Source organism: Luteibacter jiangsuensis, from assembly GCF_030812295.1.
In the GTDB taxonomy this organism is placed as follows: Bacteria; Pseudomonadota; Gammaproteobacteria; order Xanthomonadales; family Rhodanobacteraceae; genus Luteibacter; species Luteibacter jiangsuensis_A.
Window position 1 is genome coordinate 56,777 of the sequence record NZ_JAUSSK010000006.1, and the last position, 12,430, is coordinate 69,206.

Here is a 12,430-nt window from a genome sequence, read left to right on the forward strand (position 1 = left end):
AGCGGCGATGGGTGCTTGCCTCAACCTGGCCCGCTGCCGCGGGATCGCCGACAAGGTCGGCTCCCACAGGGTCTGGTCCTGCCCGGTCTGGTCCTACTCAGTCTGGTCCTGCCTGGCCTGGTTCCCCCACCAGGGAGTCATCTCCAGCAGGACTCCCGGCTGGCTCAGAAGCGCTCGAGCACGCCGGCGATGGTCGCCGTCATGAAGGTGGCGATGGAGCCGCCCAGCACGGCGCGCAGGCCGAGGCGGGCGAGATCGCCGCGACGGTTGGGCGCAAGGCCGCCGATGCCACCGATCTGGATCGCGATCGAGGAGAAATTGGCGAAGCCGCACAACGCATAGGTCGCGATCAGGCGGCTTTCCGGCAGCAGGTCGGGCAGATGCCGGGCGAGGTCCGCGTACGCCACGAACTCGTTGATCACCACTTTCTGGCCGATGAAGCTGCCGACGAGGGTCGCGTCCTTCCAGGGCACGCCGATCAGCCACGCCACCGGCGAAAGGACCCAGCCGAAGATGGTCTCGAGGCTCAGCACCACCGGATGGCCGGTGCTGGCGGAGAGCCATGCGTTGAGGCTGTGCTCACCGCCGATGGTGCCGACCCACTGCACCGGGCCGTTGATCAAGGCGATCAGCGCGATGAACGCGAGCAGCATGGCGCCGACGTTCATGGCCAGCTTCAGGCCGTCGCCCGCACCCGTGGCCGCGGCATCGATGACGTTTGCCGTGGTCTTCTCGACGTCGATCTTCACCGTGCCGCGGGTGAGCGGCTCCTGCGTCTCGGGGACCAGGATCTTCGCCAGCACCATGGTGGCCGGGGCGGCCATGACGCTCGCGGTGAGCAGATGCTTCGCGTAGAACATGCGCTGCGCCGGGTCGTCGCCGCCGAGCATGGCCACGTAGGCCGCCATCACGGAGCCGGCGATATGCGCCATGCCGCCGATCATCACGGTCATCAGCTCGGCCTGGGTCATCCGCTCGATGTACGGCTTGATGGTGAGCGGTGCCTCGGTCTGGCCGATGAAGACGCTGGCGCAGACACTGGTGGTTTCCGCGCCGGACACGCGCATCACCTTGGTGATCACCCAGGCCATGCCCTTCACGATCTGCTGCATCACGCCAAGGTGGTAGAGCACGCCGGTGAGCGCCGCGAAGAAGACGATGGTGGGCAGCACCTTCACCGCGAAGATCACGCCGAACTTGCTGCTGTCGAGCAGGCTGCCGAAGATGAAGCGCGAACCCACGTCGACGTAGTCGAGCAGGCGCACGAATCCGGTGGCGATGGCGTCGAAGACGTCACGGCCCAGCGGCACCTTGAGCACGATCGCCGCGAAGGCGATCTGCAGGGCGACGCCGGTGGCGACCAGCTTCCAGTCGACCACGCGCTTGTTGTTGGAGAAGCAGAACGCGATGCCGACGAGCACCGCCAAACCGAACAGGCCAAAAAGGACGTGGCCTAGCAGACCCAGCATCGTGACTTACCCCTTGGAAGGCCGGGGGCAGCCCCGTGACCACTTTAAAAAACGCGAGGTTACGGGAGGTGGCCTTGTGGGGCAAGGCACGCTGCGGAATCGGGGTGGGCTGGCGTCTTTCGCGCGCCCCCTCTCCGGGCTTACCCTCGACGCATGAATCTCTTCCTCACCATCGCCGTGGTCCAGATCGTGGCCCTGATCACGCCCGGCCCGGACTTCTTCTTCGTGTCCCAGCTCGCCGCCAGCCGTTCGCGGCGCGAGGCCTTCGCGGGCGTGGTCGGCATCGCGCTCGGCGTGGCGGTATGGGCGGCGCTGGCCCTCCTGGGCCTGCAGATCCTCCTGCACCGGCTGGCCTGGCTGGAGCGGGGAATCGCCATCGCCGGCGGTGCCTATCTTTGCTGGATGGGGTTCCAGATGCTCAGGTCGGCGTGGAAGGCGAAACCGGACGCCGCGGTACCGGTGGTCGACGTGCGCGGCTCCAGCCCATGGCGCGCGCTGGTGCGCGGGCTGGCCACCAACCTGGCCAACCCCAAGGCCGCCATCTACTTCGCCTCGATCTTCTCGGCCTTTGTCGGGGACGGCATGTCCGCCACGACGCGCTGGGGTCTCTGGGCCATGGTCACCCTGGAAACCCTGCTCTGGTTCGCCGTCGTGGCCGGTATCTTCGCCTTGCCCGCGATGCGTCGCGGTTACGTGCGTGCGAGCCGTTGGATCGATGGTGGGGCGGGGGCGATCTTCACCCTGTTCGGCCTGCACCTGATCTTCGGCCGCCGGGCGATCTAGCCCTTCTCGAGGTTGCGTGTCACCTGGGCCAGGCTTTCAGCCAACAGGCCCGGCTGGTCCACGCCCTCCAGAGCCGCGCGGGCGAGGTCGGCGATGAGCGCCCGCACGCGCTCGGCCATGCGCTTGCCGGCGGGAGTGAGGGCGATGTCGGCCAGCCGCCGGTCTGCCTCGTTGCGCACGCGCAGCACCAGGCCCCGTTCCACGCCCGCATCGACGGCATGGGTCACCGTGCTGGCATTGACGCCGCAGGCGCTGGCCAGTTCGGTGGAGATCATGCTGCCGCGCGAGGCCAGCACCAGCAGGATGTCGCTCTGCAGGGCGGTGAGCCCGAATTCGCGTTGGGCACGACGGCGCACGGCATCGCGCAGGCGCGATCCCGCCAGCATCAGGTCACGGCCCAGGCCCAGGGGCGAGGGCGTCGTCTCGTCGCCGGTCATGTCAATCGGCCGCGCGACGCCAAGCGCCGGGAGGCATGCCGATCGTGCGGGTGAAGACCCGCGTGAAATGACTTTGTTCGGCGAAGCCACAACCCAGCGCGATGTCGGCCAGCGACATGTCCGTGCCGCGGAGAAGTTCGCACGCGCGCTCGATGCGCCGGTCGAGCAGCCAGCGGTGGGGCGGCTTGCCGATGCTGCGACGGAACGCGCGCGAGAAGTGGTTGACGGACAGCCCGCAGGCCTCCGCCACGGCGGACACCGGGAAGGACTGGTCCAGCCGCTCGTCCATATAGGCGATGGCCCGGCGTTCCTGCCAGGTGGCAAGGCCTCCACGAGGGGTGGTGTCCTCCCGCGAGGGGCGGAAGGTCAGGATGGCACGCAGGGCAAGGGCGACGTGGGCGAGCAGGGGGACGTTGGGCGCCTCGGCACGCAGGCTGTCGAACAGCACCTGGGCCAGGGTGCGCACGGCAGGCGGGTGCTGGGCGCATACGTCACCTTCCGCCTGCCGGCGAAACAGGATGGCACCCGCTCCCTCGGTATCGGCCGCATAGGCGGCGCGATAGATCAGGAGCAGGTCGTCCTCGGCTTCGTCCGCGTCGTCGAGCAGGATCTCGGTAAGCTGGGCGCGCCCGCGCAGGTTGGCGATGAGGTTGACGCCCCGCTGCCGGTCGCCACGGTCCACGGCGGCGGATCGTTGGGCGAGGTCGACGATGACCGTGGGTAAACCCACGTGGCGGGTGGTGCAGGCTGATTCGGCGCGGTACATGAGCCGATCCTCTCGAGGTATCGGATGACGAGCCAAGGATTGCGCATGCAAGGAATACAGCCTACACCCTTAAGAGGTAGGTCGCGCAATTAGGCCTTTTGGCCGCGTGTCAGAGGACCCAGCGCGCGATGGCGGCCACCACGGCGAGCACGAGCACCACGATCAACACATGGCGCAGGTAGGCCCCGCCGGACGCGCCGCCGTCGTAACTGGCATCGTCGTAGTCATGCGATGCGTCGCGCGGGTGGCGGATGAAAGGCAGGCGCAGGCGTTTGCGGCGTTTGGCTGGCATGCCGTCATGCTACCGACTCAGGTGCCCACCCGCGAGGTGTTCTTCAGTTCCTCTAGGATCTCCGGCCCCCGCACATCGATGTGGTCCAGGTTGTTCACGTAGAACCGCACGAAAGGCTTCTCCGCGTCCTTCGGCATCCATGGTTTCGCCCAGACGAAGACGACGCAATAGCCGTCCGCTTCCGCGATGAGTTTGTCGAGCCTTGCCCGCAGCAGCTTGCGCACGGGATAGGCGTCGATGTCCTTTGCGGTGAGGGTGATCGTCGGCCGCAGTTCGCCATCGTCGTGGCGGAAGGGGCGCGAGAAGCGCAGGTAATAGCCGCCTTCCTTCGTGGCGCGCAGCGACGCCGTGCCCCACCATACGGCGCGGGTACCGAGCAGGTCGGTCGCCTTCTGCCGGTAGATGTTGCGAAAGAGGGCTTCATAGGTGACGGTCTCGCCGCCGATGTCGACCGTGGCCTCGGCCAGATCCTTGTCCCGGCGGTGCTCCAGGAACTTCTGCACCAGCGAGGACAGGCGGTAATAGTGACTGGGGCGCGGCTTCAACCCGGTGCCGGCGCCGGTTGCCACGCGACGCGCGGGTACCGCCGCCGGGTCCGCTTGCGCCGCCGCCGTGGTGGCCCGGAAATGATCGGCCGGTCTTTCCGCTTCGAAGACATCCGGTTGTTTGCCGGCGGTTGGTTCACCACGGCCGTGCGCCACCTCGCAGCTTTCCGCATGGTCTTCCAGGCGGCGCGATCGAAAATACGGGCGAATGCGCAGGTTCTGCTCGGGCTTGTCCAGGCAGGCGCAGATCAGCGGTGCGGAACAACCGGTGCCGACACAGGTGAACGTGGCGTCGTGGTCGAGCAGGTCGGCCCAGTAGAGTTCGTAGGCGCGCTCGGCGGTGAGCCGTTCGTTGCGCTGGGGGGTGATCGCTTCTTCGATCGACACGATGCGGGTTCCGGGCTGCTGGCTGTCCGGACTTTACCGTGGCCGAGGCCACTTCACTGTGGGAGCCGCTTCAGCGGAGATGGTGTGCTTGCCGTGACCTGGCCCGCTGCCGCGGGATCGCCGACAGAGTCGGCTCCCACCAGGCCATCCAACCGCTGGTGGAAGCCGCCCTGGTGGGAGCCGACCCTGTCGGCGATCGTGAGCTAGAAGCTGCCGAAGCCCCGGGCCGGTTCGAGTCCGAGATCCGTCTTCACCCCGCGCAGGAATGCCAGGACATCCTCGTAGCGGCCCGCGGCCACGAGCGACTCGGCCGTCAGCAGGCCAAGGCCGGCGATGGGGTCGTCGCGGTACCAGGCGATGCGGGCGGACTCGTCCGGTTCGACGCGGGCGGCCTCGCGCAGCACTTGCCAGGCGTGCGATTTGCGCGCGGCGCCTTCGACGGTGGAATGGATATCGACGATCCGGGCGTACGGCATACGGCTCAACCTCTATACGGCGGCGATGGTGCGCCGACACGTTGCATAGACGGCAACGTGCCTACCTTTCCTGTCCTGATCCTTTCCCGACGGAGATTCCGCTCATGGCCAAGGTCCTCGTTCTCTACTACTCGGCGTATGGTCACATCGAAACGATGGCCAACGCCGTCGCCGAGGGTGCCCGTGAAGCGGGTGCCAGCGTCGACATCAAACGCGTTCCCGAACTGGTTCCCGACGATGTCGCGAAGAAGTCCGGCTTCAAGCTCGATCAGGCCGCGCCGGTAGCGCGGGTGGACGAACTCGAGAACTACGACGCGATCATCGTCGGAACCGGTACCCGTTACGGCCGGATGACCTCGCAGATGGCCAACTTCCTCGACCAGACCGGCGCGCTGTGGATGCGCGGCGCGCTCAACGGCAAGGTGGGTGGTGCCTTCGCCTCGACGGCCTCGCAGCACGGCGGCCAGGAGACGACGCTGTTCTCGATCATCACGAACCTGCTTCATCTGGGCCTGATCCCGGTGGGCTTGCCTTACAGTTTCCAGGGCCAGTTGAAACTCGACGAAGTCACCGGTGGCAGCCCCTACGGAGCTACGACCATCGCGGCCAGCGACGGTTCCCGCAAGCCCAGCGAAAACGAACTCGCCGGTGCCCGTTTCCAGGGCAGGCACATCGCCGAGGTCGCCACGAAGCTCTTCGGCTGAGGCTCAGGCTTCCTGCCAGCGCGAGCGCCGCCAGTGGCTGGGGCTTTGCCCCACCAGGCGGCGGAAAAGGTTGCACAGGTGCGCCTGGTCGGAAAGGCCGCAGGCCAGGGCGATCTGGCTGAGCGGTTCACGGGTCTGCAACATCAGCGTCTGCGCGCGTTCCACGCGGCGGCGCATGATGTACGCGTGCGGCGGATCGCCGAAGGTGTCCTTGAACGCCCGGCAGAAATAGCTGCTGGACAGCCCCGCGATCGTCGCCAGGTGGTCGATGGTGATCGGGAGTCCCAGGTTCTCGTCCACATGGGTGGCCACGCGGCGGGCTTGCCATGGCGCCAGGCCTGCGCCGGTACGGCGGCGCGCTACCACCGGTTCCTTTGCCGCGGCGGGTACCTGCTCACGTTCCAGCAGCGCGGCCACGCGGGCGACGCAGGCACGGGTGGTGGCGAGGTCGGTCTCGGCGGCGGTGAGGGCCTGCTCCAGGAGGCGGGTGACGCTGGCCTCGGTATCGGCAGGGGGGAGGGTGAAGGGCGCCATGCCATGCATGGCTTCGGAAGCCAGTGTGGCTCCCGTCCCGGCGTAAGCGTTGGTTTCGAATCGCATCTGCATCGGCTCCACGGCGGCGGCTCATGGGCGGGACTGCCCATGAAGGCAGCGTATGCGCGATGCGGGGTGGGATGAATTCTACATACGGTCAGGGCGTTCCATACCAAAGGATAGGAGCGCCATGTCGCAATTCTTGTAAGAGCTGTGCCGTAACGGTCAAAAACCATCACCGGCGTGCAAGACTGATATGCCGTTTATCCATGACGATCCGGGTCGTTTCCTACAAGACACCGTGTCCAGCCTCCCGATGTCCCGATACACGCCCCTGCAAAGCCGTGCCTATGCCCCCGCCGCCCGCCCGCGGCGACTGGTGGCTGGCCTGCTCATGGGTTTTGGCGCGCTCCTGGCACTCGGCGTCTTCCTGGTCGATACCTTCACCCCCCTGCAAAGCGCGGTGGCGGTGGTCTATGTGGTGGTGGTGCTCCTGGTGGCGGCCAGTGGCAGCCGTCGTGCGATCGTCGGTGCCGCCGCGGGCTGCATGGTGCTGACTGCCGTGGCCTATCTGCGCGGGCACGGATGGATCGCATTCGACGCGGCCATGATGCGCTGTACGGTGAGTCTTGGCGCGATCGCCATCACCGCCGTGCTGGCGCTACGCAACCGCGACCGCATGATCACCATCGCGGGGCAGGCGAGCCTGATCGAGCTGACCCACGATTCCATCTTCGTCCGCGACATGGACGACATCATCGTGTTGTGGAACGGCGGCGCCGAGCAGCTCTACGGCTGGACGGCCCATGAGGCCCTGGGACGCCGTGCGAACGACTTGCTCGGCACGGCCTTCCCCGGCGACCGCAAGGCCGCGGATGCCGAACTGTCCGGCACCGGCCGGTGGGAAGGCGAGGTCATCCAGCGCCATCGTGATGGCCGCATCGTGATCGTCGAGGCACGTTGCGCCCTGTTGCGCGACGAGCAGGGCAAGCCGAGGGTCATCCTCGAGGCCGGCACCGACGTGACCGAGCGCCGTGCCGCGGCCGCCGCCACGGCCGAGAGCGAGCGCCGTTACCGCAGCATGTTCGAAACGGCCCGGTTCTCGTTCTGGGAAGAGGATTATTCCCGGGTGATGGAGCGGGTCGCCACCCTGCGCGAGGAGGGTGTGACCGACCTGGCCGCCTATCTGGAGGCGCACCCGGAGTTCGTCACGGAAGCCTGTGAGCTCACCTGCGTCACCGACGTCAACGAGGCCGCCGTGCGCATGCTGGGGGCCCGGCGACGGGAAGACCTGATCGGGCCGCTCAGCCGTTTCCTGCCGGCCTCCGAGCGCACGTTCGCCCAGGTGCTGCTCACCATCATCCAGGGCGGAGGGATCGCCGAGGGCGAAACCCACCTGGTGAACCTGCGCGGCGAGCGGATCACCGTGCTGTTCGGCTTGAACATGCCCCTGGGCCCCAGCCGTTACGACCGTGTGCTGGTGAGCGTCGTGGACATCACCGACCGCAAGCGCGCCGAACGTGCCCTGATCGCGGTGCAGGCCGAGCTGGCCCAGGCGGCGCGGGTCACCGCCCTGGGCGAGATGAGCGCTTCCATCGCACATGAGGTGAACCAGCCGCTGGCCGCGATCGTCACCCATGGCGAGGCCGCCCTGCGCTGGCTGCGCCGGCCCGAGCCGGACCTGGGCGAAGCCTGCGATGCCATCGAGCGCGTGGTCCGCGACGCCCGCCGGGCCAGCGAAGTGGTTCATCGCGTGCGCAGCCTGGCCAGCAAGGAGCCTCGCCAGCACGTGCCGTTCGACCTCGCCGCCCTGATCGAGGAATGCGCGCAGTTGCTCGACGGTGAGATCGCCCTGCATCGCATCGTCCTGCGCGTGGATATCGCCCGCGACGCTCCCACACCGCGCGGTGACCGCGTCCAGCTGCAACAGGTGGTCGTGAACCTCATGGGCAACGCGATCCGGGCCATGTCGGCGGTGTGCGGCCAGCGGCGGTTGCTGGTACGCGCACGCCCCGAGGGGGCGAACAGCCTGCTGGTGGAAGTCGAGGACAGCGGCACGGGCATTCCGGAACACATCGCACCCCATCTGTTCGATGCCTTCGTCACCACGCGGGGTGACGGCATGGGAATGGGTCTTGCCATTTGCCGCTCGACGATCGAATCTCACGGCGGCCGCCTGTGGGCGACCAACCGTCCGGAAGGGGGAGCGACCTTCCATTTCACGCTGCCGGTCACGGTGGCCGAGGAGCTCCGGGCATGACACGGGTACCCATCACCAACGCCGCGCGGACGCCGATCGTGTGCATCGTGGACGACGATGCCTCCGTGCGCGAGGCGCTTGCTTCGCTATTCCGCTCGGTGGGACTGAGCGTGGCCACCTTCGGCAGTGCCGCCGATTTCCTCGCCCGCGACCACGCCGATGCGCCGGGTTGTCTCGTGCTCGACGTGCGCCTGCCCGGGGTCAGCGGCCTCGATTTCCAATCGCAGCTGGCGTCGCTGGACAACCGCCTGCCGATCATCTTCATGACCGGACACGGCGATATCCCCATGTCCGTCCGCGCGATGAAGGCGGGGGCGCTGGATTTCCTGGCCAAGCCGTTCCGGGACCAGGACATGCTCGACGCGGTGGCCAATGCCATCGAGCGGGACGCGACCGCGCGGCGCGATGCCGACGCGCTGGCCACGCTGCGCCAGGCCCATGCCTCGCTGACCCCGCGCGAACGGGAGGTGATGGGCCACGTCACCGCCGGCCTGATGAACAAGCAGGTGGGCGGCCTGCTGGGCCTGTCCGAGATCACGGTGAAGATCCACCGTGGCAATGTCATGCGCAAAATGGGCGCGAAATCCCTTGCGGAGCTGGTCAAGCAGGCGGAAGCGCTGGGCATTCGCTCCTGACCCGAGGCTCCACCGCACACTTCCGTATGATTCCCATTCCGGGGCCTGCGGCGCACTGTATTGTCGGCAGGTCCGGCAGGTGCCGGGCGAGGAATCGAGGTTGGCCGCTAACAGGATTGTGGCGATCGTGGATGATGACGAGGCCGTGCGCGCGGCAACGGTGAGTCTGGTTCGGTCGCTGGGACACGAGGCACGGGATTTCATCTCGGCCGAGGAGTTTCTCCGCCACGGTGGCGGCGGCATCGATTGCCTCGTCACCGACGTGAACATGCCCGGCATGGACGGGCTCGAACTGCAACGGCGGCTCATCGAACGCGGGCACACCTATCCCGTCGTCTTCGTCACCGGGTTTCCCGACGATGGTGTGCGCGAGCGCGCCATGAAAGAGGGCGCCTTCTGCTATATCGGCAAGCCGTACAGCGGCGATGAACTGGTGACCTGCCTGGAACGGGCCCTGGAACTCAGCCGATAACGGGAGGCTTTTCGCCATCCGGGTTTGCTACGCTCCGGCCCCATGACCCTCCTCCTGTTCCTCATCCTCCTGGCCATCGGCCTTGTCCTGCTCGTCCGGCGCCGCTCGTGTGGCGGCGCGGCCGTCGTGGTCCTCTCGCTGGCATGGCTGTTCTTCGCCGGTTGCGGTCCCTTGACCGGGATGTTGCTTGGCCGGCTCCAGGCGGGCTTCGCGCCCGACGTGGCGCAATGGGGCCAGCGCAACGCGATCATCCTGCTGGGCGCCGGTACGGTACGCAGCGGGGCCGGTGCCATCGAGCCGAGCCTCTACGCCAATGGACGTATCCTGCGCGCGGCGGAGCTCTACCGCTCCTGCAAGGCCACCGGCGCGGACTGCAAGGTGGAAGTGAGTGGCGGTGACGCGATGAAGCTGCGCCAGGCCGAAGCCGACGTCTACGCGATCACCCTCGAACGCCTTGGCCTGCCGCGCACCGACCTCGTGCTCGAGGCGCGAAGCATGAATACGTTCCAGAACGCCCAGTTCAGCAAGCCACTGCTGATGGCCTACGGCGCGGACAAGGTGGTGCTGGTGTCTTCGGCGGTCCACCTGAAGCGGGCGGTGCTCTATTTCGCCCACTTCGGCATCCGTGGCGAAGCGGTAAGGGGCGATTACGTCACCGCCCGTTACGACTGGTTGCCCACCTCGGAAAACCTCTCGTTCGCGGACTTCGCCCTTCACGAATACATCGGCGTGGCCCGCTACCACTTCTACAACGCGATGGGCTGGAACGCGCCGAAGATTCCTGAAGAAAACGTGACCGCGCCGACGCATACGTAACAATTGGCGCCTTATGCTGGTCCACCCGTCCGGCACGGACCCGACAACCCAGGAGTTGCCCGTGAAGCCACGTTATATCCTCGCCGCCCTGCTGGCCGCCGCCTCCGTCGCGCCGGCCGCCACCTTTGCGCAAGAAGCCGCCCCGGCCGCGAACCCCGCGAGCGCGATTCCCGCGTCGGACAAGCAGGCGATCCAGAACTACAACCTCAACGACGACGTGTTCAACCGTATAGTGAAGGTATCGCAGGATGCGAAGAAGCAAGGGATCAAGCCGAAGGATGCCAAGACCGATTTCTCGAAGATCCATTCACTCGACGACCTCGCCGCGCAGGTGACCGCTGCCGATCCGCGGATCGAGCCGCTCATCAAGAAGTATGGTTTCACGCCGCGTGAATTCCTGCTGGCGAACCTGGCCGTCACCAACGCGGCGATCGCCTCGGAAGCGAAGAACAACCCGCAGATGGCCGCGTACGTCGACCAGTCCAAGGTGAACAAGCAGAACGTCGCTTTCTACGAAGCGCACAAGGCCCAGATCAACGCCCTGATGACCCAGGACGAGGCCGGCGGCGGTCAGTGACGGAATTTGGGCGGTTCTCCCTGTGCCTCGACGCAAAAGCCGCGATGGCGAAGCCGAGCCGCCCCTCGACTTCCACGAAGAATCCGTTATTTCTCCAGGTATCGGTCCAGAGCGTCGATCGCCTCGGCGCAGTCCGCGCGGCCGAAACCGATGCGGAAACGGTCGGTGGGGGTGGCCGTGAGCTCCGATCGGTAGTTGGAAGCGGGAAGCAAGAGCACGCCGGCGTGTTCGACGAGGTCGGTCGCGAATGCCTCGACGCCCTCCGGTCCCAGGTATCGCGGATAGGCGATGCAACCTCCATCGGGGCGATACCACTGGAAGCGGTCGGGCCAACGTGCGAAGAAGCCGTCCAGCGTGGCGAGGTTGCGGTCGATGCGCTTGCGATGTCCATCCAGGATCGTCGAGCGCGCTTTCAACGCGATCAAGGCCAATGCCTCCGACGGTCCGGCATTGCATATCGACAGGTAGTGCTTGTAGCGCTCCATTCGCTGTAGCAGCGCGCGGTCCGCGCAGGCGATCCAACCGATGCGGAGCCCCGGCAGGCCATAGGCCTTGGACATCACACCGAGCGATAGTCCCTTTTCATAGACATCGGCGGCTTGGGGCAGGTGTGCCGCCCCCGAAGGGCCGAGGGAGTGGTACACCTCGTCGCTGAAGAGCCAGATGCCGTGTTTGCGGCACAAGGCCACGAGGGCGTCGAAACGCTCGCGCTCGAGGATCTTGCCGGTGGGATTGTGCGGAAAGTTGATCGATACGACGCGGGTATTCGGTCGGATCGCCGCCGCCACGTCGTCGATGTCGAGGGACCACCGGTCATCCGGATTCAGCGCGATGCCGGTTACCTCGCAAATCGACAGCGGAATCGTTTCGGCGGCCTGGTAATTCGGCGTGACCACGATGGCATGGTCGCCGGGCTCGAGCAGCACGCGCATGGCGACATAGATGCCCTCCTCGGCACCCGAGAAACAGAGGACGTCCGCCGCGTCGCGTTGCTCGTATGTCGATGCGATGGCTTCACGCAGTGCAGGCGCGCCGTAGGTTTGCGTATAGCCCAGGTGCAAGACCCCGAAGGCCTCGCGATCGGAGGGTTCCGCCAGCGCGAGCAATTCGGCGAGGCTCATGCTCTGTGCATCGGACGCCGTGAGGTGGTGGCGCGCGGCGAATTCCCAGCGCGAGAACCAGCTTTCGAGTCGGAAGTCGGGAAGGGTGGTCATGATCGGGCGTGGCCCTGCTTGTAGACAATACGTCTCATATAAACATAATGTCCATGCATGTGC

Annotated in this window: 15 protein-coding genes; 7 read left to right on the top strand and 8 right to left on the bottom strand. The window is 66.6% G+C overall.

Going from position 1 to position 12,430, the window contains the following annotated elements:
* Window positions 1-164: 164 nt before the first annotated feature.
* Window positions 165-1,469, bottom strand: coding sequence for a NupC/NupG family nucleoside CNT transporter (locus tag J2T07_RS18815; RefSeq protein ID WP_306852308.1), 1,305 nt, complete (start codon window positions 1,467-1,469; stop codon window positions 165-167).
* Window positions 1,470-1,622: 153 nt separating this feature from the next.
* Between J2T07_RS18815 and J2T07_RS18820 the strand changes: the two genes are divergently transcribed.
* Window positions 1,623-2,252 carry a homoserine/threonine efflux transporter gene (locus J2T07_RS18820; RefSeq protein ID WP_306852312.1) on the top strand — a complete coding sequence of 210 codons (630 nt, stop codon included), beginning with the start codon at window positions 1,623-1,625 and terminating at the stop codon, window positions 2,250-2,252.
* Here the strand turns inward: J2T07_RS18820 and J2T07_RS18825 are convergent.
* The 5 genes from J2T07_RS18825 to J2T07_RS18845 form a co-directional block, all read right to left on the bottom strand.
* Entirely contained in the window at window positions 2,249-2,689 is a 441-nt protein-coding gene (locus J2T07_RS18825) for a MarR family winged helix-turn-helix transcriptional regulator (RefSeq protein ID WP_306852314.1), read from the bottom strand. The two genes, J2T07_RS18820 and J2T07_RS18825, sit on opposite strands and share 4 nt — an antisense overlap.
* Window position 2,690: 1 nt before the next feature.
* A complete protein-coding gene (locus J2T07_RS18830; protein ID WP_306852316.1) occupies window positions 2,691-3,455 on the bottom strand; it encodes a helix-turn-helix domain-containing protein in 765 nt (254 codons plus the stop codon).
* Between the two features lie 109 nt (window positions 3,456-3,564).
* Window positions 3,565-3,747: a hypothetical protein gene (locus J2T07_RS18835; protein WP_306852317.1), complete on the bottom strand. Its 183-nt coding sequence runs from the start codon at window positions 3,745-3,747 to the stop codon at window positions 3,565-3,567.
* Between the two features lie 17 nt (window positions 3,748-3,764).
* A complete protein-coding gene (locus J2T07_RS18840; protein ID WP_306852319.1) occupies window positions 3,765-4,679 on the bottom strand; it encodes a hypothetical protein in 915 nt (304 codons plus the stop codon).
* A gap of 203 nt (window positions 4,680-4,882) precedes the next feature.
* Window positions 4,883-5,155, bottom strand: coding sequence for a hypothetical protein (locus J2T07_RS18845; protein WP_306852321.1), 273 nt, complete (start codon window positions 5,153-5,155; stop codon window positions 4,883-4,885).
* A 104-nt stretch (window positions 5,156-5,259) separates the two neighbouring features.
* Between J2T07_RS18845 and wrbA the strand changes: the two genes are divergently transcribed.
* Window positions 5,260-5,859 (top strand): NAD(P)H:quinone oxidoreductase, encoded by a 600-nt coding sequence (gene wrbA, locus J2T07_RS18850; protein ID WP_306852324.1) that lies wholly within the window; start codon window positions 5,260-5,262, stop codon window positions 5,857-5,859.
* A 3-nt stretch (window positions 5,860-5,862) separates the two neighbouring features.
* Here the strand turns inward: wrbA and J2T07_RS18855 are convergent, their stop codons facing one another.
* Entirely contained in the window at window positions 5,863-6,459 is a 597-nt protein-coding gene (locus J2T07_RS18855; RefSeq protein ID WP_306852326.1) for a helix-turn-helix domain-containing protein, read from the bottom strand.
* Between the two features lie 235 nt (window positions 6,460-6,694).
* On the opposite strand from J2T07_RS18855, the gene J2T07_RS18860 reads away from it, so the two are divergent.
* From J2T07_RS18860 to J2T07_RS18880, 5 genes are all read left to right on the top strand, one after another.
* Complete coding sequence (locus J2T07_RS18860; RefSeq protein ID WP_306852328.1) at window positions 6,695-8,653, top strand: PAS domain-containing sensor histidine kinase; 1,959 nt, start codon at window positions 6,695-6,697, stop codon at window positions 8,651-8,653.
* Window positions 8,650-9,288 carry a response regulator transcription factor gene (locus J2T07_RS18865; RefSeq protein WP_306852330.1) on the top strand — a complete coding sequence of 213 codons (639 nt, stop codon included), beginning with the start codon at window positions 8,650-8,652 and terminating at the stop codon, window positions 9,286-9,288. Before J2T07_RS18860 ends, J2T07_RS18865 begins: the two co-directional genes overlap by 4 nt.
* Window positions 9,289-9,415: 127 nt before the next feature.
* Complete coding sequence (locus J2T07_RS18870) at window positions 9,416-9,760, top strand: response regulator transcription factor (RefSeq protein ID WP_306852332.1); 345 nt, start codon at window positions 9,416-9,418, stop codon at window positions 9,758-9,760.
* A gap of 42 nt (window positions 9,761-9,802) precedes the next feature.
* The gene (locus J2T07_RS18875; protein ID WP_306852336.1) at window positions 9,803-10,576 is read left to right on the top strand and encodes a YdcF family protein; all 774 of its coding nucleotides are present in this window, start codon (window positions 9,803-9,805) and stop codon (window positions 10,574-10,576) included.
* Between the two features lie 61 nt (window positions 10,577-10,637).
* Window positions 10,638-11,153 (top strand): hypothetical protein, encoded by a 516-nt coding sequence (locus tag J2T07_RS18880; RefSeq protein ID WP_306852339.1) that lies wholly within the window; start codon window positions 10,638-10,640, stop codon window positions 11,151-11,153.
* A gap of 86 nt (window positions 11,154-11,239) precedes the next feature.
* On the opposite strand, the gene J2T07_RS18885 is transcribed toward J2T07_RS18880, so the two are convergent.
* The gene (locus J2T07_RS18885; protein WP_306852343.1) at window positions 11,240-12,367 is read right to left on the bottom strand and encodes an aminotransferase class I/II-fold pyridoxal phosphate-dependent enzyme; all 1,128 of its coding nucleotides are present in this window, start codon (window positions 12,365-12,367) and stop codon (window positions 11,240-11,242) included.
* Window positions 12,368-12,430 lie beyond the last annotated feature (63 nt).